The sequence below is a fragment of the Mucilaginibacter sabulilitoris genome (genome assembly GCF_034262375.1).
Classification (GTDB): domain Bacteria; phylum Bacteroidota; class Bacteroidia; order Sphingobacteriales; family Sphingobacteriaceae; genus Mucilaginibacter; species Mucilaginibacter sabulilitoris.
On record NZ_CP139558.1, the window covers coordinates 7,189,212 to 7,211,310 of the forward strand.

Here is a 22,099-nt window from a genome sequence, read left to right on the forward strand (position 1 = left end):
TTTTAGAAAAAATACAGCCCAGATGTTACCCTACAAATCATTGATCCAGGTTGATCGGAGTGCCCGGTTATCCTTACATATCCAGGTGTGCAATAGCTTTATTTCACTAATTACCAGCGGCACTTTACAACCCAATGATATATTACCAGGTTCACGGGTATTGGCCCAGCTAATTGGTATTAACCGGAATACCGTAAAACTGGCTTATGATGAATTGATTAGCCAGGGATGGGCCGAATCCATCGAGCGGAAAGGTATTTTTGTACTTTCTAAATTACCGCTCCGTTCAAAAACGCCGGTCATACCAGCTACAGCTAATCATGCCGAAGCCGGCACCTTTGACTGGAACAATAATCTGGGACCGATATTACCTAATGAGCAGCTGCAGCAGGTTACTTTAGCAATTGACGATGGGTTTCCTGATGTAAGGTTGGCACCCGTGGATGTGCTGATGCGTGAGTACCGAAGCCTATCCAGAAAATTTTATGGCAAAGGCTTTTTGAAATACAGCACCGCCATGGGTTCAGAACAATTACGGTTGGCCATCCAGCGTTATCTTGCCCATAGCAGGGGTTTAATAGTTTCGCCTGATCAATTGATGATCACCAAAGGCAGCCAGATGGGCATTTATTTAGCTGCCAGGTTGTTGCTCAATCCGGGCGATGGCATAGCGGTGGGCGTCTGTAATTATGGTTCGGCAGACGATACTTTTAGAAACAGCGGCGCCAAACTGTTACGTATTTCCGTCGACGATCAGGGAATGGATATTGACGAATTGAAAAAAGCGCTGCAGCGCCAAAAGATAAAGGCAGTTTATGTTATCCCGCATCATCATTTCCCTACGACAGTGACCATGAGCATGGAACGTCGGTTAAAGCTGTTGAACCTCGCGAAGGAATATCGCTTTGCAATTATCGAAGACGATTATGATTTTGACTTTCATTACGATAATAAACCTTTCCTGCCTTTGGCCAGCATCGACCATAACCATCAGGTCATTTACATCGGTTCCATATCCAAAACTTTTGCCCCCGCACTACGAATAGGATTTATGAGCGGACCACCCGCCTTTGTAAAAGCAGCAGCATCTCTTAGGCAATTAATTGATAAGCAAGGCGACACTTTGCTTGAGGAAGCTTTAGCCACGTTGTATAATGAGGGTGAGATGGACCGGCATTTCCGAAGGTCATTAAAGATTTACCGGCAGCGCAGAAATAGCTTTTGTGAAATACTAAAGGCTGATTTCGGAGATACGATTCAATTCAGGGTTCCTGAGGGTGGTCTTGGCATTTGGGCAAATTTTGACCCCAATATTGATCTGATTAAAATGTCGGACGAAGCCGCCAGAAAAGGCCTTTACATCGGAAATGGGAGCTATTATCAAAACGAAAACTTTTCTCCTAATGCACAACGAATTGGCTTTGCATCACTGCGCGAAAATGAGATGACCGAAGCGCTCAGCATCCTAAAAAAGGTGATTTATAAACTATAATCTAATAATGGACTGCTTATTGCGTTTGCGCCAGATAACAGCAATTTATTTTTTTCAGCCTGCTTGGGTTATTCGGTTCTTAAACTTTTTATCGGATTTGCAATTGCCGCTTTGATAGATTCATAGCTAACTGTAAGCCAGGCAATGCCTAAAGCTGTCGCGGAAGCGACAAAAAACACCAACCAGCCAACACTGATATGATAAGCGAAACCAGACAGCCAGGTGTTCACGGCATACAAGGAAAGTGGTATGGCTATAACTATCGCGATCAGGATTAACCTAGTGATCCCAGAGGATAACAAATAGACGAGGTTTAATACAGATGCGCCTAATACTTTGCGAACGCCAATCTCTTTTGTACGCTGCTCTGCCATAAAAGCAGACAAACCATATAAACCCAGACAGGATATAAAGATACCAAGAATAGCAAAGAGGTTAAAGATGTTGCCCATTTGTTGTTCTCCTTTATAAAGATTGGACAGATCCTGGTCAAGGAAATCAAATTTGAACGGATAAGCGGGGTTGAGCTCCTGGCTTATTGTTGCTAAGGCCTTTATGGTGGCGTTAGTTTTACCGGGCTGCGTTCTTACTACTACAAAACCGCCTGTTTTATTGAAGTGCATAACCAAAGGTTCAATGACCTGCTGAACCGGTTTAAAATTAAAGTCTTTTATAACGCCGAGGATTGTTCCCTTGTTTCCCCAAAGCGTTATTGTTTTACCAACCGCAGTGCTTGCACTAAGCCCCATAGTATTTGCCATTTTTTCGTTGATCATATAGTTATTCGAATCGGTCTCAAATGATCTTGAGAAGCTTCGGCCGGCAATTACCCGCATCCTGAAGGTATGTGTGAAGTTTTCATTAACAGCCAATACCGGGAATGACATTTGAGAACGTGGATCTTTGCCATCCCAGCCCACGCTAAGCGTCCAGTCGCCCAGGTTCGTAGGGAGATCGTTAATTACGGTAAAATCATTTGTTAGCGGGTTTTGCAATAATTCATTTTTGAAGGCTTGTTGCTTGTTCCAGATGTCTCCTGTCATAGGAACATACATCAGGTTGGCTTTCTCAAAACCGGGATTCCGATCTCTGATAAATTTAAGCTGATTATAGATCACAACAGTGCCTATTAGCAATACAATTGAGACCATAAACTGGACCACAACTAAAGCATTTCGAAACAGCAAGTTACCACCCATGGATTTTACATTACCCTTGAGGACTTTTACCGGGTTAAACCCAGAGAGATATAAAGCGGGATAGCTACCAGAAATGAGCCCGGTCAATAGCGCTATCCCGACAAGATTTAACCATAATTTCACGTTCGTAAAATCCAGGGTAAGTTTTCTGTTGGCCAGTTCATTAAATACCGGCAGAAAAAGATGAACTATAAATAACGCGAAGACCAGCGAAAGTAATGAAATCAATATTGATTCGCTTAAAAATTGAAGCACCAGTTGCCCCCTAACAGCGCCAGCTACTTTACGCAAGCCAATCTCCTTTGCCCTGCGGGCAGAGCGGGCAGTAGCGAGGTTCATGAAATTAATGCAGGCAACTACAAGAATTAAAAGGGCTATAATAAAAAAGATGTCTACATATTGCGCATTTCCATGCCCCTGCATGTCGCCCAGCCTTTCCGGTGCCAGGTGTATATTAGTCAGAGCCTGTAAATGAAATAAGGCCTTGGTATCAGGGCTATGTTTGTGAAAACCCTGATTAATTTGCTGTTCAAGATTTTTAAAATTATTAACTGAAGGCTCAAAATTTTTATCTACCTGAATATAATCCCAAAAGTTGAAGTTATTCCATACATTATTTTTTAAATCGTTATTTGTTCTTGCTAATGCAGTCATTGGAAGGATGAAGTCAAATTGCAAGTCGGAATTGGCAGGGAGATTGGCCAAAACGCCCGTTACTAATAAATTCTCCTGGTTATCTTTTCGTATTATCTTTCCAATGGGATCCTGATTCCCAAAGTATTTTGAAGCCATTTCCTGTGTTATTAAAACAGCGTCCATTTCTTTTAGCGCACTGGCGCGGTTACCCTTAACTAAAGGGTAAGAAAAAATATCCAGGAAACTTGCATCGGCATAAAAAACACGGTCTTCCTGAATTTTTTTGTCACCCACTTCCAGTAAGGTGGTATTAGCTGGCTTTATGCGAACGGTATTTTTAACAACAGGCAACTCCGCCTTTAAGCCTGCCGGCATACCCGCCGAATTCGCCGCGGTTTTTGAATCGCCAAAATCACTGACTACGCGATAGATCTGGCTCGCATTTTTATGGAACTTATCGTAGCTTAATTCATTTTGTACCCAAAGCAAAATCAGGATGCTTGATGCCAGGCCTATCGTTAAACCTGATATATTGATAATGGAATAGGCTTTGTCCTTTATTATATTCCTGTAAGCGAGCTTAAAATACGTTTTGAACATAGATATACTTTTGAAAACGGTGCAACCTTAAAGACAGAATTTTATACTATTTAAAATCCTGCCAACAATACAACATGCTGAAATTTAGCATATTATACAGATATAGCTAACAATACTGTTCGGAAACATTACAATAAGTGTGCGGTTTTGTCGAGATAAAAGTAGCGATCCCTCGATATAGGGCTCGACCAATTATTGAAAACCAATCTTTTTAACTTTCCATAAAATAGCTTGAGATTAGTACTACTACCATTCAATCTATAAAAGCATTACTTTTATATTCAATTACAACCTGAATGAGCACAGTTATTAAGAACCGGATCACATCTATTGATTTCCTTCGCGGCACCATTATGATCATTATGGCCCTCGACCATGTAAGGGATTACTTATTTTCAGGCTCGTTTCTTTATGACCCGCTTGATCTCACAAAAACAAGCGGCATAGTATTTTTTACCCGGTGGATTACTCATTTTTGCGCACCAATATTTATGCTGCTCGCAGGAACTTCTGCATACCTGATCGGGCGGAAGAAAACTAAAAAGGAGTTATCTGTATTCCTCATAAAAAGAGGACTATGGCTCATCTTTCTGGAACTGGTAGTAGTTAATTTCGGCTGGAATTTCAACATTACTTTCCCTATGCTCTTCTTTATTACAATTTGGGCATTGGGCATTAGTATGATCATACTGGCGGCATTTATCCATTTGCCCCAAAAACTCATCCTCGGCATTTGTATCGTCATAATCGCAGGGCATAACCTTTTTGATAATGTTCATGTGGCAGGTAATTCACTACCGGCTTTTGGCTGGTCGCTAATTCACGATCAGCAGTTTTTTACCTGGCATCAGGAGATTTTCCTGGTAGGCTATCCCATCGTCCCATTAATGGCTATAATGCCGCTGGGGTATTGTCTTGGCTCGTGGTATGCCGCAGATTACGATGCGCGCAAAAGACAAAGGAATTTATTGCTGCTTGGCTCTTTCGCCATTGCCTTGTTTATCATTTTGCGTTACACTAATCTGTATGGCGACCCAGTAAAATGGAGCGTACAAAAAGATGCCTTTTTCACCTTCCTTTCCTTTATCAAAGTAAATAAATACCCTCCATCCCTGCTATATGTTTTACTGACATTGGGCGGGGCATTTTTATTTCTTTCATTTACCGAAAAATTAAAAGGGAGTGTTGTAAAGGTGGTTTCCGTATATGGCAGGGTGCCTATGTTTTATTATCTTATTCATATTTACGTGATCCATTTGGTGGCCATCATTGCATCAGCATTAACACCCGGCCAAAACTGGAAAATATGGTTCCTGACAAAACCCATCTGGTTTACTACAGATTTGAAAGGTTATGGATTTTCATTGCCGGTTGCTTATTTAGTTTGGATAGGAATAGTGGCGGCTTTATATCCTTTATGTAAACGCTATGATGCTTATAAACAGGCCAACAAAGCAAAATGGTGGTTGAGCTATTTGTAAAGAATATAACCTGCGGCTCAAATTATGATAAGACCGTAGAAGATTTTTTAATAACCAACATAATTTTGAATATATGACAAAAGTTTTTATCGAAGCTTTACTTTTTGCTTCAGTGGCTATTAACGCTGCACTTTTGATTTTTTTTGCAGGTGTGTATAGAAAGATGATGAACGCTTTGGACGAGGCTGCATTTAAAAATTTAACAGAACTCCTTATTCGTTATTCATCCAAATCGGCATTTATGATTATCATCTTAAACATCCCTCTCATTGGAGCGATTCCATATTATTATTTATACGGATTCGGTAATTGGTGGATCACATCAGCGCTTGGGCTTTGGTTAGTAGCCGGAAGCATTGCAAAAACGCTTAAGCTGCCCGTATACAAGGCAATTGCCTCGCTTAAAAACGAGGATGTGGTTCAGTTAAAAGAGGCGCGCCAAAAAATGAATATGGGAAACCTGTTACAGGCAACCCTCTATTCGATAGCCACGATTTTAATGGCTCTTGGAATATATTAAAGAGGCAAATATAGGCTTACAGTTTAGCTCAAATACTCTTTAAAAAAATCAATGGTCCGTTTCCAAGCAAGTTCTGCCGCGGCTTTGTCATAGCGGGGAGTAGTATTGTTATGAAAACCGTGATTTGCATTTTCATAAATGAAAGCTTGGTATTTTTTGCCATTAGCTTTTAAGGCAGCTTCATAAGCCGGCCAGCCTTCCGTGATCCGGGTATCCAGCGACGCATAATGCAGCAGTAAGGGCGCTTTAATTTTAGGCACATCCGCAATGGCCGGCTGGCTTCCATAAAATGGAACAGCTGCCGCCAGATCGGGGATCCTTACGGCCATCATATTGGCAATTCCCCCGCCAAAGCAAAAACCCACTACACCCACTTTGCCATTACAATCTTTATGATTTTTCAGGTATTCAAAGGCGGCTATAAAATCTTCCTCCATTTGGCCCTTGTCCCGCTTACTTTGCATGGTACGCCCTTCGTCATCATTACCCGGGTAACCGCCCAAAGGTGTCAACGCATCGGGCGCGAGCGTAATAAATCCGGCCAGGGCAGCCTGTCTTGCTACATCTTCAATATAGGGGTTTAAGCCCCTGTTCTCATGAACAACCACTATGCCGCCAAGTTTTTTTGTCGCGTCGGCAGGTTTTGATAACAACCCTTTAATGGTTCCGCCACCTTTTGGAGAGGGGTAATTGACATATTCCGATTTTAGTCGGGGATCATCTGCCTTAACCTGGGTAGAGCTTTGATAATTAGGCATCAGGAAACTCATCAGCGCAGGTACGGTTAAGCCACCCACTGCATAAATAGACAGCTTTTGCACAAATGCACGTCGGTCGATGCGACTGTGCGCATAATCGTCATAAAGATCAAACACTTCCTGCTTGATGTCTTCTTTATTAATTTCGCTCATGTATTATTGAAAATATAGTTGAAGGCTCTTTCAAATTTAATCATTTTCAGTTATAACTCACTATCTGAGTTTGCGCATCAGAAAGTTACAAACTTAAACAGACACTATCCTTATTGTACCTCAAAATCGGTAAGGTCGCACTCAAGCGAATGCCTGTCCCAGTGAGCGGTATTTGCCGCAGCCGCGTAGGTAGACTGTAAAAACTCCAAAAGAAATTCTTTGGGGTCGGCAGCGTTCCTTACATCCTCGTACCTAAGTATAAATTCACCCATTTCATTGCTATAAAACGCTTGTTCGGGTTTTATTTTTTGGGTTTTAAAATCATCAGGGGTTGGGTAGCAGTAAGCATAAAAAACAGGATGCGGAAAACTATCGGCACCGCTCCAAAAACCGCAGCTGCTTACCTCATGCGAATAGGCTTCCTGCATTACCTTCACAGGCATATTTGGGGCGCCGCCGGGATGTATAGGTGCTTCGCGACCCGAAAAACGGGTGACAGCTAAATCAAACGCACCCCAAAACAAATGAACCGGGCTGCATTTACCCCTAAACCTTGCCCTGAACCGGGTAAAAACACTTTCAATTTTAACCAGCGCCTGCCAGTACAAATTCATCTGCTCCTTATCATACTCAAAATGAATGTCATCCTTTTCAAACGGAATGGCTACCTCCAGCTCATTGGGCTTTGCGTAAATTTCCACATCAATTCCCATAACGGCCAGTTTTTCAAAAATCTCTTTGTAAAAATTGGCTACCGTGCGCGGAACAAGATCTATTTGCTCTTGCTTACCTGTGCTCGAGGTGATAATTAGCTGATGGGCAATAAAATCGAAGTCGATTTGAAATATGCCCTGATCATAAGGGATGCTCCCCGTTGTTAACCCCCGTGCCGATACATATAGTGTAACATGCCAGGAGTGATTTAGCCATGGCGTTTTTACAAGCCTGATCTTTCCTATAATTTGCGACCATAGCTGAACGGTAACAAGTGTTTCTTTTAAATCTTGATATTTTAATTCGGGCCAGGTATTGTTCATGGGTTTAAGGCTAAATTTATATTTATAACAATCCCCTCATGCTATAGTTTGAAATAAAATTAGCGTATTGGTTACAATCTTGCGTTAAAAAAAATCAAGATGCTGACCTTATTTTATATATAATTCTAAAGTTAATCACTCCGGAGCAAAAAGAGATTTTTAATTATATAACGAATTGATATACAGATATAAAGTATTATATTTATTAGTAATTTAATCGTAACAGCATGGCCAGAGAACGTTGGGGTACTTTTTCAGTAAAGGATCATTTAATGATCCGCCCGTTTATAGCTGATGTGCTGCTTTATAACCGGCTTGTAATTCCATATCCGCCAGATCAGGAAGAAAAAGACAGATGGACAGAAAACAATTGGCAACCCGATAAACTCAATGAATGCCTCAACATTTTAAAAGACAAAGCAATCCTGGTTCCCTGGAATAAAAGGATAAGGGACTTTTATGATGAACGCTTTACACTGGCAAGCGACATTAGTGAAAAGCAAGTAAAAAAACATAAAGGCGATCCATATTACAATTCAAGATTACTGCTCACAACTGACTTTTTGCCCGATAAACCCGCCAATGTTTCGATGGTATGGCCCATGGCTGCTTACCCGGCCCTTGAGGCTTATACCAACGATCATAAAGAGACCTCGAACCGCGAAAACTTAGCGATGCTATTGTCGCACCAATTCCTTGTTCCCGAGGATACACATAAATCTGATGCGCAATTATTGCACCAGGCTATTAAACTTTGCGACAGAGACGATTTTCAGAAAAAACGGGAAGAATTTTATAAATGGCAGGATGATATTATTGAAAAACAAATTCCGGCAAACGACGCTGTAAAAGAAATGGAGGATTTGCTAAAGCAATACGAGAAAGTTATTTCCAAAGCAAAACTAAAAATGATTTATAAATATGCCTTTCTTGCCATAGAAGTGGGTCTCGGAATTGCCGGAGCAAAGTTTGGCGAGCCTATTGCAACAACTGCCGCTATTGCAGGCATAAGCAAATTTGCCATCTTCGACAGAAAATTGGAAATAGATGCAGGCGATTGCAAGGGGGCTTCTATGATTCACGATTTTAAAAGGGAATTTAGTTAGGATAGGTTCGTTTAACAAAAAACCCGCAGTGTAAGCTGCGGGTAAATAATAAATATCATTAAATATCCCGTCGATCTATTTCTTTCCAAAACTTGCTGCCATTTCGTTAAGTTGAGCAGCGCTAACAGTTTGCTTACCATTGGTAATTACAATGCAATACCGAAAAGTAACCGATTCGCCTGTTTTAAGCGTCAGGTTTTTTTCAGATTTGCCATTGGTAAAAATCTTTTCGCCAAGCGGATTGGCCGCGAACAGGCCATAGCCACGGGCATGCCAAAATGTAGGGTAATTAACATTTTTAGGATGATCAATAATAGCAATGCTCACCGAATCGGCACCCATTTTACCATACACCTTGCACCATACACCACGGGTACTCCAGGCATCGTTGCCTGTTTTACCTGCGCTGGTTAGGTAAGTACCATTAGCGATATGGTCCGATCCGCCCTTTACTACCGTAACATTTCCCTTATCATCAGTAAATTTCTGATCGGCAGTTTCTGGTATTTGCAGCTCATGTGCAAGGCGCAAGCCCAGCATGCCATCTTTAGCATCTTTAAATACGGCGTCCTTACTTGCTTTTAATGTAGTAACCCTATCGATAATCCGTTGGTTTTCATCACCGCTAAACTCAAACCGGGTGGTTTCCTCCAATATTACCTCTTTTTGCTGATTGGTCCAGTTGGCATGATAGGCAAGTACCCCAGTTTTGCCACCCTTAGCTTCCAGGATGCGGTCGGTACGGATCCAGCCATACGAGCTTTTTTTACTTTGAGGGATTGCGTACGAATTATTCCAGAAATCGAGTCCGTTCAGGTTTTCAAAATTAAACCAAAGGCCAAGGTGATGCGGATGATCTGTAGGTTCATCGGGCTTAGGATTAAGCGGAAAACCACGGGTAACCACAGTACCATTGGCCGCATGCAACGGATATAATACCGGTTTCTCCAGCGTCTCGGGGTACAGGAAGGTAGTGAATGGTTTACCGCCGATAGCTATATCTACTTTATTTTCATTTGGGGATTTTGATACAGTTACCTGCTCCTTTTTTTGAGCTTGCGTTATGGAGGATAAGGCAGTCATTGCTATAACAAAACCTAAAGCTTTAAATGTGGTCATATATTTTGTGATATAGTTAATAGTAAATCCAGATAAGATTTTCTCTTTAAACAATCAGGGGCGTGTTATATCATCTGTTGATCAACACGCCCCTACCTTGTTTAATTGCTTTACCCTTTTCCGGAAGCAGAATTATAAATTAATATTTAAATACCTTTCCGTTGGCCATTACCTCCTGTGTGCTTTCATCAAATGTAGCTTTATAACCGGTATGTACAGCTGCATTGGTCATGATGTTGGCTATTGAGTGGCTGTAACCAGCTTCAACCGGAGCATTTGGTTGTTTACGGCTGCGTACACATTCCATCCAGTTGCGAACATGGTTCGATGTAAGCTTATCGCCACCGGTATTGGCCGAAGCTACTACCTGTTCGGTATTTTCAAGGCTTAATTCGGGCAGCAGGTTAGCTTTCATGCCCATAGCGGCGGCCATTTTTTCTTTTAAACCACCCTCGGGCGATACCTTATTGGTATTCAGGTTTAGCTCACCACCATTAGAATAATAAATTTCGGCAGGGTGTTCGTCGCCGTTATGCATACGCGAACCAAAAGTTACCTGGAAACCTTTTGACGGATCATCAAGCGGACCATAATCAAATGCAGCCAAAATAGTATCCCAGTTACGGCGACCATCTTTCCACATGTAAATACCACCGTTAGCTACTACGCTGCGCGGATGTTTCAGGCCGGTAAACCAGTGTACGGTATCTATCTGGTGGCTCATCCACTGACCAGGCAAACCTGATGAATATGGCCAAAACAAACGATACTCTAAATATATACGCGGATTAAATGCCTCGTACGGGCGGTTCATAATAAAGCGTTTCCAGTCGGTATCTTGCTCTTTAAGTACGCCGAGCAGTTCCGGTCTGCGCCAGCGGCCTGGCTGGTTAACATTCCAGGTAAGCTCAACCATAGTGATATCGCCGAATTTACCCGAACGGATAAAATCATTAGCCGCATGATAATTGGCACCACTACGACGCTGCGATCCTATTTGTACAATTTTGCCCGATTCCTTAACTGCTTTAAGAGCGGCCCGGTTATCTTCCATGGTTTCGGCAAAAGGTTTTTCAACATAAGCATCGCATCCGGCTTTCACTGCTTCAATAGCATGGCGGGCATGCTGAAAATCGGCAGTACTGATAAATACCGCATCAACGGTTTTACTGTCGTATAATTCTTCGTTATTACGATAGGCCTTTACATCATTCTGCATTTTTTCTTTCCAGATGGCAGCGCCCTCTTCCCGGCGGCGGCTCCAGATATCAGATACCGCAACCACCTCAAAATTAAGCTCCTTGTAGTGGTTCATAAAGCTGGGGATATGCGAACTGCGATGCCTGTCTGAAAAGCCAACAACACCAACCCGCACGCGGTCGTTAGCGCCTATGATGCGTTTATAGCTTTTAGCGCTCCAGCTGTTTTTAGCAATTATTACACCGGCACCGGCCAACGCGGCCTGCCTGATAAAAGTACGGCGTGATTTTTCCATGAAGTAGGTAAATTGGTTAATGTCCAGTCTTCGCAACCGGAGAAATCAAATATCGAAGAAATTGCCTGAAAAGCAATGTTGTTTTTAAATGTCTTTGTAACAATAATGTTTCCTTAATAAGGCTCATCCGGGAAGACGAGGCAACCTGTTTCTTCCAATGATCCTTTTTGTTAGCTAATAATCTGAATGCTTATTAATATCACCAATAAATCGAACCAAATCAATGAATAATATATGTGATATGAATTTATATAAAAATAACAATCAACACATTGATTAACATATGTATTAATATATATTTATATCACACAAACCTAATAACCTCATATATGAAAAAATTACTTCTACCCGCTCTTTTATTGCTGGCCGCTTGCCAGAATAAACAGCTTGTAAATCCGGGCAGCACGGTTACAGGCAAAAACAAAACAACCACACAACGTACATTTTCGGGAACAACGCGCACCGATAGTTTGTATGGTGCCAGTGTGCATTTCGGATCAATTAATAACGGCGATTACACAGCCAACAAAATTGGTTACGCCATGCAGCTGGCGAGGATCATGAACTGGAACTTTTTCCGTGCCGATGTAACTACCAACTCTTCAGGAGTTCCCGGCAATGCCTCCTTCTCCGTATTTGCCGATTCTGTTTATAATGCCGGCATGGGCATCATGGTAGTATTTGGTAATCCTACCCTGCCATTACCAGCTGTTGATACGGGCTATAACGCTACCGAAATTAATAATTTTTACCAGCAGGGATATACCAAAGGCAACGGCTTTGCAACGTTATACAATGGTAAATTCCAATTTTTACAAGTGTATAATGAGCTCGAACTTGATCCTGATGCCGGCTTGCTTAAACCCGGAGCTTATGGAACCGGTGTACCTACCGACAACGAAAATGACACCAAATACGATATGAGAAAGTACAGAGCTTACCTGCACTATATGAAAGGCGTTTACAGTGGCGTTAAAGCAGTTAACAATGGTATTAAAGTAGGTATGAACTACAGCTGGATACACTATGGCTTATTTGTAAAATTTGCCACAGACATGTTAGCTCAGGGTAAAAAGCTAAGTTTCATGGGGCTCGACTGGTATAATGACAGCGAATATGGTACAGATAAAAGCCATAACGTTAATCCAACGGATGTAGCAATGGCCAACCAGGCTATTACTCGCTTAAAATTAAAATTCCCGTCGACGCTGGTGAGCCAGGTAGGGTTAACAGAAACTGGTATATCTTTTGGCGGCACCCCAAAAGCTTCTGATAATCCTAACCATCTTGGGAAGGGCGGCTTTTTAACACTGATGCATAGCCAATATAAGCCCAACTGTAATTTTTTATTTTACTACGAGCTTTTTAAAGAACCTTTAAGTCGCGGCGCGGGTACCAAAGAAGCAGAGTTTGGTATACAAACCCCAACCAACTTAACACCTAATCATTTGGTAACAGATACACTGTCGCTTTTACACTAACATTATTTGAGTATCCTAAAATAAAGAGAGCTGTCCATTTCTGGACAGCTCTCTTTATTTTTAGTCAATTTTAAATTATTGTTGAGGCGTTGTTGCTGGCGGAGTTGTTGACTGCGCATCCGGAGCTTTACCAATCAGGTCCATAAACTGATCAAGTTTTGGAGTAATGATGATTTGGGTACGCCTGTTTTTGGCTTTACCATCAGGTGTATTATTATCGGCAATTGGGTTATACTCGCCACGGCCGCCTGCGGTTAAACGTTTAGGGTCAACCGCGTAATTGTTTTGCAGCGCCTGTACTACTGATGAGGCTCTTAAAGAACTCAGGTCCCAGTTGTTGCGGATATTTTTCTGGCTGATTGGCACGTTATCGGTATTACCTTCAATCAGCACATCATAGTTGCTGTAATCTTTAATGATCTTGGCAATTTTGCTCAGAGTTGCGCCAGCCTGGTCAGATATTTCATAGCTGCCTGATTTGTACAGCATGTTATCAGAAAGCGAAATATAAACAACACCTTTCAATACTTTCACATCAACACCCTGCGCTTCTGAAGGACTTAATGAGCGGGTAAGGTTATTAGTCAACACCATATTAAGCGAATCGCTTTTGCTTTTGGCGTTTACCAATTGCTGTATGTACTTGTTTGAACTATTGATCTCATCAACCAGTTTAGAGATATTCACATTGCCCTGGCTGCTGCTATTTAAACACTTGTTAAGCGCTTCCTGTAATGCTTTTACGTTATTCCTTTCAGAGGCTAATTGCTCTTCCAAACTTTTTACCCGGCCGTTTGCCAACGCGAGGGCTTGTTCACTGGTTTGATATTTTACACTCAAATCGCGGGTGCTATTCTGCAGTTGCGTGTAATTGGCATCCAGTTCTTTGTATTTTTTACTGCTTACGCAGCTTTGGCTCAATATTGCTACAACGAGCAGAGCCAGCACGGATATTCGATATTTCATAGTTTTTATTTTTATTTAAATATATACATTATAACCAACTAATTATTAAGTATAAAGTTTTGTTTTGGGGTTAAGCCTGCGGTAATATCTCTAATAACAATCTCTTAACGCATGCTTGCTCATAACTTAATAATGTGCATTGCAATAACGGCCATTATGCCATTAAATTTTATAGTCTGCTAAAAATCAACATCTGTAAATTATACTTTACCGCTTTCTTGTTACACATTTTTTGTGCCAATTTCAACAACTACCCCATAGGTGTATAAATGTAAACCTGTTATCACCCGGTATAATTATTATCTTGGCCCTACACTATACATCTAAAAAAATGAAAACATCCTGTCACACCCTGCATCAAAAAATTAAACTCACTGCCATGATCTGTTTACTCGCTGTTACAGGCAGTTTTGCTCAAAGCCAGCCAGCCATGAATTGGTTTAATAAACCATCTACATGGACGGGCAATGCCACAAAACTAACTTTTACTGTTGACCCCGGTACCGATTACTGGCAGGTTACCCATTATGGCTTTAAGCGCGATAACGGGCCTTTCTACTACCAGGAAATGGCCGGAAACTTTGAAGCCAGTGTAAAGGTAAGCGGTAACTATCGTGAGCTTTTTCATCAGGCCGGTTTAATGGTACGTATTGACGAGAAAAACTGGATCAAGACCGGAATTGAATTTGTTGACGGCGTTCAAAACATCAGTGCTGTGGTAACCCGTGAAGTTTCTGATTGGTCGGTAGTGCCGCGCCATAATAGTCCCAAATCGGTTTGGCTCAAATTACTCCGTAAAGGCGATTATGTGGAAATTAAATATTCCTTTGACGGCCAAAAGTACGATATGCTGCGCCTGGCCTATTTTCCGCCCGATAAAAAAGTACAGATTGGTATGGTAGCTGCCGCTCCCGGCAAGCAAAGTTTCCCGGTTACTTTTGAAAACTTTAAGGTAGAAGCGGTAAAGTAAAAAAGCTTCCAAAACAAAAAGCCCCAGGCAATCATATGATTGCCTGGGGCTTTTTGTTTTATAATCGCGGATAGGTTAGAACTTATATGTTATACCCGCGCCTAAAATCTGTTTTACCTGAAGGGCAATCTTGGTGCTGCCATCTTCATTCGGGATTCTGGTTTTACCATCATAAATGAGTTGCACACCCGCATTAACCGTAACAAACTTGTTTACTTTCATAAAAAGATTTGCGGTATAATCAGTATAGATATCTCCGGGCTTGTGTAAATAATCGGAATATAGTTTCAGGATATTTTCGAGGCTGATGTTCTGCACCAGGTTAACCTTGTAATAAGCATCGAGCGAAGCGCCAAACTGGAAAAGGCTTTTGCTGCCGGGTGTAACACCAAATGCCCCTATCGAAGAAAGATAATCATCATTCACCATAATGATACGAGCGGCCGCAGGCGATATATTTACCCTGAAATTATCTGAACGCTTATAGGCAAAACCCGGCCCGAAAGTAAGGTAAGCCGGGGCAAAAATATTCGAGATTAATGTTTTAGGCTCCGTAGTATAATCATACCCTTTGGTAAATTGGGTCTGGAAATTCATATAAAAGGTGTACAACCAGTATTGGGAAGCCTGCCGCCCGAGCAAACTGTTCAGAATTATTCTATCGTCGTTTTTGCGCCAGCCTGCATCCTGTTGCTTGCTTAAACCATATCCCAGTATCACCTTATTATCCCAGCTCCATTTATCTCTTTTATAATTAAAATCATAATTGAAAATAAGGTTACCGGCAAAGGCATTTACGCCACCGGCCGACCAGTTAGAATAGGAACTTTGACTGATCAGAAATGTGTTTTCGCCGTGAATTGTCCATATTTTTGTAGTGTCGGCTTTGGGGGCATCCTGCGCATAACTGATCACAGTTATGAGCAACGCGGCTAATAATAAACTGAGTTTTTTCATAAGAATTAAGATGTTTAATGAGCTAAAAAGCTAATCTGCCATTTATCCTTATCTCCATAATAAATTGCTCATATACGTTAATATGGTTTTACTATTTTACCCGTTTCTCTGGGTTATTTTTTCTATAGCCCTGACAGACGCCTGACAAATATCGTAATTTATTATTTGTTATTATTTCCTGAAGTTGATATAACTGTTAAACTAATAAGCCCGAGTGGGTTTAATGTTCATTTTTTTAGGGAGAGTAAACCATACATAAGCTCCTCATTAAAGTTGCCGATGGTGGTTGTACTGAGCATCAGATGTATCCGGTTACGGATATCCTTAAACTCGTTATGCAGCGGGCAGGGGTTAATTTCAGAGCATTGTTTTAAGCCAAGGGCACATCCATTAAATAAACTATTGCCATCCACAGCCTCTACTATTTCACTCAACGGGCGCGATAAAGCAGGTGCATCCATATAAAAGCCGCCATGCGGCCCTTTGAAAGAACTAATAAGTCCTTTACGGCTTAGGTCCTGCAGTATTTTAGCCAGAAAAGGTTCGGGCGAGTCGATACCGATGGCAATATCTTTAATACCTACCCTGCTGCCTGATGCCGTTTTGTGCGCTATAAAAAATACAGCTCTTATAGCGTACTCACATGTTTTTGAAAAAATTGCCATAATACTATAAGCACAAAATTAACAAAAAAATTAATAAAAGATATTTTTGTCTTTTATTTTTTTAATGTATAGATTTGTCCTGTCCAATCATCAAAGCGCGCGATCATTGCACAATAATAAAAGATAAAAAGGTATTAATATATTCATTATGAAAACCGAACAAAAAATACTCATTACCGCTACCGTTCCGGTACTGAAAGAAAATGGCGTACTGCTAACCAAATATTTTTACAACAGGATGTTTACCCACCACCCCGAACTCCGGAACATGTTTAATATGGGTAACCAGCAAAGTGGCAAACAGCAAACCGCATTAGCAATGGCGGTGCTGGCCTACGCCGAACATATAGCAGACCCGACTGTGCTGATCCCGGTGGTTGACCGCATTGGTCAAAAACATATCAGCCTGGATATACGCCCCGAGCATTATATCATTGTTGGCCGGCACCTGATAGCCTCCATACAAGAAGTATTAGGCGATGCTGCTTCGCCTGAAATTGTTGACGCCTGGACAGCGGCCTATAATCAACTGGCGGCTTTAATGTCCGGTCATGAAGCCAATTTATATGAGCAGCAAACTAACAGGACTAACGGCTGGACAGGCTGGCGACCTTTTAAAGTTGGTAAAAAAATGCTCGAATCTGCAGAAATTACTTCATTTTACCTTTACCCTGCCGATGGTGGCAAAGTAACACCGCACCAGCCCGGGCAATTTATCAGCGTACGCTTATTCTTGCCGCAGCTTAATTTGAAGCAAGCCCGTCAATACAGTGTATCAAGTGCGCCGGGGAATGAATATTACCGCATTTCTGTAAAGAAAGAAAAAGGCACCAATCTGGATACCGACGGCATGATCAGCAACAGGCTGCATGATTTTATTAATGAAAATGATATAGTTGACCTTACTGCACCGGCGGGCAACTTCACCCTTGCTCCTGATATCGATGCTCCGGTTACCCTCATTAGCGGAGGTGTGGGTATTACGCCATTATTGAGTATGTTGAACAGCCTTGTTGAAAGCGATTACAGCCATCCGATTACCTGGCTCCATGGCTGCCGCGATGAGTCTGTACATGCTTTCAGGAATCAGCTGAATGATATTGTAAAAACAAAAACCAACGTGCAGCAGCATGTTTTTTATAACCAGGCAACCGATGAAAACAAGGACGCAGGCGTTTTAGAGGGTTTTCTGGATATTAACAAGGTGCCGTCTTTAAACCTGAGGCCAGATGCGCATTATTTTATATGCGGCCCTTCGGTGTTTATCCAAAAGCAATATCACGACCTGGTGGACGCAGGTGTAAACAAGCAACACATTTATTTTGAAGAGTTTGGCCCTCAGCTGCTCTCCTTAAATTAATAACAATATAAACGCATTATTAAAAATCAAATATCATGAACACTTTAAAAACTACAGTTCCGGTTAACTGGACAGTGAAACAAGAAACCAGTCATGAAACATTTAACGTTATAAAAAAATTCAATGAATTTGCTGACACGCAAAAACCAATGCATGCCTTATGGTGGTTTGTTAATTTAATGGTACACGGTACATTAGTACTGGCAGTACCTGCCGTTTTAATTTATTACTACAATGCGCCCGTAATTGTATTAGCCGTTACCACTACCTGTTTTTTTACCACATTTGTGGCCAATATGTGCGGTTCAGGTATACGCACCACACTTGCTACCTTCTTTTTAAGCTTACTGATTCATATAGCCATGATACTGATAGTAGTATTTTGCTATAATTAATATATTCTTTATAAAAGCAAAGAGCCGGCTTGAAGCCGGCTCTTTGCTTTTATTGCTTGCATAAGGACATTATAATTCAATCACTATTTTACCCCTGGTTTTGCCGCTCTCCACCATTTCATGCGCAGCAGGGATATCCTCAAAACTAAACACATCAGAAATGTATGATTTCAGGCTGCCTTCTTTCAGCATATCTGCTATCTGTTTCATATCGTCACCGTTTGATTCTACCGCAAGCCGGTAAGTTTGCACTCCTTTAGCCTTTGCCTTTTCAGCAATTTCGCCCTCAAAAAAAGCGATAAGGCTTACTAACCTGCCGCCGCGTTTAACAGCATCTATTGAACGTAATATGTGGTCGCCAAACAGCCCGTCGATCACAATATCAGCGTCTTGTACGTTGTCCTCAAACTTTTCCTTACCGTAATTAATAAACTCATCGGCGCCCTGTGCTAATATAAACTCCTCGCTCGCTCCCGATCCTGTACCTATTACGTAAGCTCCAAAATATTTGGCTATCTGAACAGCATAATGACCTACCCCACCCGCTGCCGAATGAATAAGCACTTTATCGCCGGATTTTACTTTCGCATTAGTAACCAGTGCCTGCCACGCGGTTAAAGCGGCAAGTGTTGCCGCAGCAGCCTCGGTATGCGATATATTGGCAGGTTTTAGGGCCAAATGGCTTTCAGGTGCGGCCACATACTCCGCATAAGCTTTGGCATGGCCTGGAAATTTTACCATTCCAAACACTTCATCGCCAACTTTAAATTCAGTTACGTCTTTCCCGGCCTCTACAACGGTGCCCGATACATCCCATCCTAATATCATCTGCTCGCCTGGTGCTATTAACAATTTTCTTTTTACGTAAGCCTCATCTTTCCGTACAAAAGTATCAACAGGGTTAATGCCAATAGCCTTTGTTTTTATCAAAACCTCATCGGCTTTAATAACAGGTTTGTCAATTTCTTTTAAAACCAGTTTATCTATATCGCCGTTTTCTGTTAATATTATTGCTTTCATGTTATCTTTATTTTTGAATACCCAAATGTCGGAAGAACCGGCTGGTAAATCTTGTACATTTTTGGGACAAAGACGTAGTTTTTAAGGATATGCGAACCGAAAATCTCTTTCAACCTTTTGATATTTATTTGCTCAAATCAAACGAGTGCCCAATGAAAGTCCATCAGCACACGTTTTTTGAGCTGGTTTATATTATCGAAGGTGAGGGCATACACAACATTAATGGTAACGATTTAAGATATGGGCCCGGCAGCCTGTATTTACTGAGCCCCATGATGACACATCATTTTACGGTAGATCAGCTTACTTCCTTTATTTTCGTACGCTTTAACAACATTTATCTTAAAGGGGTACTTGATAAAGGCGACCGGCGAAAATCCGGGACCTGGGCCAAAAAGCTCGATTATATTTTTCAGAGCAAGCAAGATCAGGGAGATATTATTAAAAATGAAAGGGATAAACCACTTACTGCGGCTATTGTAGATGCCATTGTTGCCGAGTACGAACTTGGACAAGCAATGCAACAAGAAGTGGTAGAACAGCTCATTAATACCCTCATCACTATTGTAGCCCGAAACATTACCGTTAAATGCGATGCCAAAACAGGCGGCGATGTTGTTGCACTCCAGATTGTAAACTACATACACCTGAATGTTTATGATCCCGAGAAACTGAAAGCAGAAATCATTGCCGAACATTTTAATATCTCCTCAAACTACATCAGCGAGTATTTTAAAAAACAAACCGGCGAAAACCTGCAGCAATTTATCATCAATTATAAACTCTCCCTTGCCGAAACCCGGCTGCGCTACAGTAATATGCGATTAAACGAAATTGCTTTTGAACTTGGCTTTACCGATGAAAGCCACCTTACCAAAACGTTTAAGAAATACAAAGGAGAATCGCCCGCGCAGTTTAAAAAGAATATCAGGGCAAATATTGCGCCTGTTAACCTTCAGGTCTCTTAGCAGCCTTTTGATTTTCAACAGGATATAACAACGAAAGTCTCCGCAGGAGAAATGTGCTATATATGTATAGAATCGTGCATTGAGTGACCTTATTTACAGATGTATCTTTGTTATGCTTAAATGAATGATCAATTATTAAAAACATACGCATATGGAAACTCAAAACACTCCCAACAAACCGGCCTCTGTTATTTTAACAATGAGTGCCGGGGCTCAAACCCCAATTGATCCTCAACAGGACCCTCACATTGAAAGTAATGTTAAAGCATTCTTAAAAGTATTAAATTCAGGTACAGGTAAACCACTCGAAGAACTTTCACCAAAAGATGCACGTGCTGTATTAACCGGAGCACAGGAATCTGTAAAATTTGATTATTCAGATATCACTATCGACGAAAAAACTATTACTCCTGATGGCGAGCCCATCAAATTACATATTGTTAAACCGGCCGGCGCAAGCGGTGTGTTACCTGTTTTCATGTTCTTTCACGGCGGTGGCTGGGTACTTGGCGATTTCCCTACCCACAAACGTTTGGTTCGTGATATTGTGGTAGCGTCAGATGCAGCCGCGGTATTTGTAAATTACACGCCATCGCCCGAAGCACAATACCCTACAGCAATAAACCAGGCTTATGCCGCTACCAAGTGGGTTGCCGAAAATGGCAGCGAAATTAATGTAGACAACACACGTTTGGCCGTTGTAGGTAACAGTGTAGGCGGTAATATGGCCGCTGCAGTTTCACTAATGGCTAAAGATAAAAAAGGCCCTGAAATTAAGTTACAGGTATTGTTATGGCCAGTGACCGATGCTAATTTTGAAACAGAATCATACAACAAATTTGCCACCGATCGTTTTCTGACCAAAAGTGTTATGAAATGGTTTTGGGATAATTACACTACCGACCCTGCCAAACGCAAAGAAATATATGCGTCGCCATTACAAGCTACACTCGACCAGTTAAAAGGACTACCCCCTGCTGTAATAGCGGTAGCCGAAAATGATGTATTGCGCGACGAAGGTGAAGCCTACGCCCGTAAACTCGATGAAGCTGGTGTTAAAGTAAAATCAATGCGTTACAACGGCATGATCCATGACTGGGGACTGCTTAACCCTATAGCTCATGTTCCCGGCACTCAGGCTGTCATGGTTCAGGCAGGTACCGAAGTTAAAAATGCACTCGCTAAATAAACATGATGTAATCATGACCAACAAAATCCCGGCTTGCCATAGCCGGGATTTTTTGTTTTATATATTTACCGCCTATTTAGAAAATACATATTATGGAATATTCAAAAACCTACGTGGCGAAGGACGAGCATATAGATGTTCAGGAAATTATGGATGGTTTATACTACCCTTTTTATATGGAGTATTGCAGGCATGATTATATCAGGGAAGTACTTGGATTTGACTTTGAAACAGAGGCAAAAAATGGCGTATTCATGGTTTTATCAAACTATAGCATCAGCTTTTTAAGGTCGCTAAAAAAAGGCGATGAGTTTAAGGTTACCTGTGAGTTGTTTGCCGACAACTCTGGCGCCCCGAAACTGCATTTTAAACAGTCAATCATCCTAAACAATAAAGTAATGACCAAAGCGGTGTTTACCGGCACCTGCGTACCAGCCACAGGCGGCAGGCCATATTTGCCTGCATCGGTACTTGAAAAGATAAAGGACGCTCCGGTATTAGAAGTTTAATATTTATTTCAATTCCCCCTCGT

At 41.5% G+C, this 22,099-nt stretch carries 20 protein-coding genes; 11 read left to right on the forward strand and 9 right to left on the reverse strand.

The features are described from left to right. Window positions 1-22: 22 nt before the first annotated feature. Window positions 23-1,492, forward strand: a complete 1,470-nt coding sequence (gene pdxR, locus SNE25_RS30320) for a MocR-like pyridoxine biosynthesis transcription factor PdxR (RefSeq protein ID WP_321562750.1) — start codon at window positions 23-25, stop codon at window positions 1,490-1,492. Window positions 1,493-1,560: 68 nt separating this feature from the next. On the opposite strand, the gene SNE25_RS30325 is transcribed toward pdxR, so the two are convergent. Beyond that, window positions 1,561-3,927, reverse strand: a complete 2,367-nt coding sequence (locus SNE25_RS30325; protein WP_321562751.1) for an ABC transporter permease — start codon at window positions 3,925-3,927, stop codon at window positions 1,561-1,563. A gap of 296 nt (window positions 3,928-4,223) precedes the next feature. Here SNE25_RS30325 and SNE25_RS30330 point away from each other — a divergent pair, with 296 nt between their 5' ends. After that, a complete protein-coding gene (locus tag SNE25_RS30330; protein ID WP_321562752.1) occupies window positions 4,224-5,408 on the forward strand; it encodes a DUF1624 domain-containing protein in 1,185 nt (394 codons plus the stop codon). Between the two features lie 73 nt (window positions 5,409-5,481). After that, window positions 5,482-5,928, forward strand: coding sequence for a hypothetical protein (locus tag SNE25_RS30335; protein WP_321562753.1), 447 nt, complete (start codon window positions 5,482-5,484; stop codon window positions 5,926-5,928). Window positions 5,929-5,951: 23 nt separating this feature from the next. Here the strand turns inward: SNE25_RS30335 and SNE25_RS30340 are convergent, their stop codons facing one another. Further along, on the reverse strand, window positions 5,952-6,839 hold the full coding sequence (locus SNE25_RS30340; protein WP_321562754.1) for a dienelactone hydrolase family protein: 888 nt from the start codon (window positions 6,837-6,839) through the stop codon (window positions 5,952-5,954). A gap of 110 nt (window positions 6,840-6,949) precedes the next feature. Beyond that, window positions 6,950-7,876: a DUF5996 family protein gene (locus SNE25_RS30345; RefSeq protein WP_321562755.1), complete on the reverse strand. Its 927-nt coding sequence runs from the start codon at window positions 7,874-7,876 to the stop codon at window positions 6,950-6,952. Window positions 7,877-8,103: 227 nt separating this feature from the next. On the opposite strand from SNE25_RS30345, the gene SNE25_RS30350 reads away from it, so the two are divergent. Then, window positions 8,104-8,982, forward strand: a complete 879-nt coding sequence (locus tag SNE25_RS30350; RefSeq protein WP_321562756.1) for a hypothetical protein — start codon at window positions 8,104-8,106, stop codon at window positions 8,980-8,982. Window positions 8,983-9,057: 75 nt separating this feature from the next. Here the strand turns inward: SNE25_RS30350 and SNE25_RS30355 are convergent, their stop codons facing one another. After that, on the reverse strand, window positions 9,058-10,101 hold the full coding sequence (locus tag SNE25_RS30355; protein ID WP_321562757.1) for a DUF6807 domain-containing protein: 1,044 nt from the start codon (window positions 10,099-10,101) through the stop codon (window positions 9,058-9,060). Window positions 10,102-10,240: 139 nt separating this feature from the next. Beyond that, window positions 10,241-11,596, reverse strand: a complete 1,356-nt coding sequence (locus SNE25_RS30360; RefSeq protein ID WP_321562758.1) for a Gfo/Idh/MocA family protein — start codon at window positions 11,594-11,596, stop codon at window positions 10,241-10,243. A gap of 329 nt (window positions 11,597-11,925) precedes the next feature. Between SNE25_RS30360 and SNE25_RS30365 the strand changes: the two genes are divergently transcribed. Then, complete coding sequence (locus SNE25_RS30365; protein ID WP_321562759.1) at window positions 11,926-13,077, forward strand: hypothetical protein; 1,152 nt, start codon at window positions 11,926-11,928, stop codon at window positions 13,075-13,077. A gap of 75 nt (window positions 13,078-13,152) precedes the next feature. Here SNE25_RS30365 and SNE25_RS30370 read toward each other — a convergent pair whose 3' ends face one another. Further along, the gene (locus SNE25_RS30370) at window positions 13,153-14,043 is read right to left on the reverse strand and encodes an OmpA family protein (RefSeq protein ID WP_321562760.1); all 891 of its coding nucleotides are present in this window, start codon (window positions 14,041-14,043) and stop codon (window positions 13,153-13,155) included. Between the two features lie 331 nt (window positions 14,044-14,374). Here SNE25_RS30370 and SNE25_RS30375 point away from each other — a divergent pair, with 331 nt between their 5' ends. Next, window positions 14,375-15,013, forward strand: coding sequence for a DUF1349 domain-containing protein (locus SNE25_RS30375; protein ID WP_321562761.1), 639 nt, complete (start codon window positions 14,375-14,377; stop codon window positions 15,011-15,013). Between the two features lie 75 nt (window positions 15,014-15,088). On the opposite strand, the gene SNE25_RS30380 is transcribed toward SNE25_RS30375, so the two are convergent. Together SNE25_RS30380 and SNE25_RS30385 are read right to left on the reverse strand one after the other, a co-directional pair. After that, window positions 15,089-15,970, reverse strand: a complete 882-nt coding sequence (locus tag SNE25_RS30380; RefSeq protein WP_321562762.1) for a DUF3078 domain-containing protein — start codon at window positions 15,968-15,970, stop codon at window positions 15,089-15,091. A 227-nt stretch (window positions 15,971-16,197) separates the two neighbouring features. Beyond that, a complete protein-coding gene (locus SNE25_RS30385) occupies window positions 16,198-16,635 on the reverse strand; it encodes an RrF2 family transcriptional regulator (protein ID WP_321562763.1) in 438 nt (145 codons plus the stop codon). Between the two features lie 148 nt (window positions 16,636-16,783). On the opposite strand from SNE25_RS30385, the gene hmpA reads away from it, so the two are divergent. Beyond that, window positions 16,784-17,995, forward strand: a complete 1,212-nt coding sequence (gene hmpA / locus SNE25_RS30390) for an NO-inducible flavohemoprotein (protein WP_321562764.1) — start codon at window positions 16,784-16,786, stop codon at window positions 17,993-17,995. A gap of 35 nt (window positions 17,996-18,030) precedes the next feature. After that, entirely contained in the window at window positions 18,031-18,390 is a 360-nt protein-coding gene (locus SNE25_RS30395; RefSeq protein WP_321562765.1) for a hypothetical protein, read from the forward strand. Window positions 18,391-18,459: 69 nt separating this feature from the next. Here SNE25_RS30395 and SNE25_RS30400 read toward each other — a convergent pair whose 3' ends face one another. Further along, complete coding sequence (locus SNE25_RS30400; protein ID WP_321562766.1) at window positions 18,460-19,410, reverse strand: NADP-dependent oxidoreductase; 951 nt, start codon at window positions 19,408-19,410, stop codon at window positions 18,460-18,462. Between the two features lie 152 nt (window positions 19,411-19,562). Here SNE25_RS30400 and SNE25_RS30405 point away from each other — a divergent pair, with 152 nt between their 5' ends. The 3 genes from SNE25_RS30405 (at window position 19,563) to SNE25_RS30415 (ending at window position 22,076) form a co-directional block, all read left to right on the forward strand. After that, the gene (locus SNE25_RS30405; RefSeq protein WP_321562767.1) at window positions 19,563-20,378 is read left to right on the forward strand and encodes an AraC family transcriptional regulator; all 816 of its coding nucleotides are present in this window, start codon (window positions 19,563-19,565) and stop codon (window positions 20,376-20,378) included. A gap of 151 nt (window positions 20,379-20,529) precedes the next feature. Continuing rightward, complete coding sequence (locus SNE25_RS30410; protein ID WP_321562768.1) at window positions 20,530-21,567, forward strand: alpha/beta hydrolase; 1,038 nt, start codon at window positions 20,530-20,532, stop codon at window positions 21,565-21,567. Between the two features lie 92 nt (window positions 21,568-21,659). Continuing rightward, the gene (locus SNE25_RS30415) at window positions 21,660-22,076 is read left to right on the forward strand and encodes an acyl-CoA thioesterase (protein WP_321562769.1); all 417 of its coding nucleotides are present in this window, start codon (window positions 21,660-21,662) and stop codon (window positions 22,074-22,076) included. The last annotated feature ends 23 nt before the right edge of the window (window positions 22,077-22,099 follow it).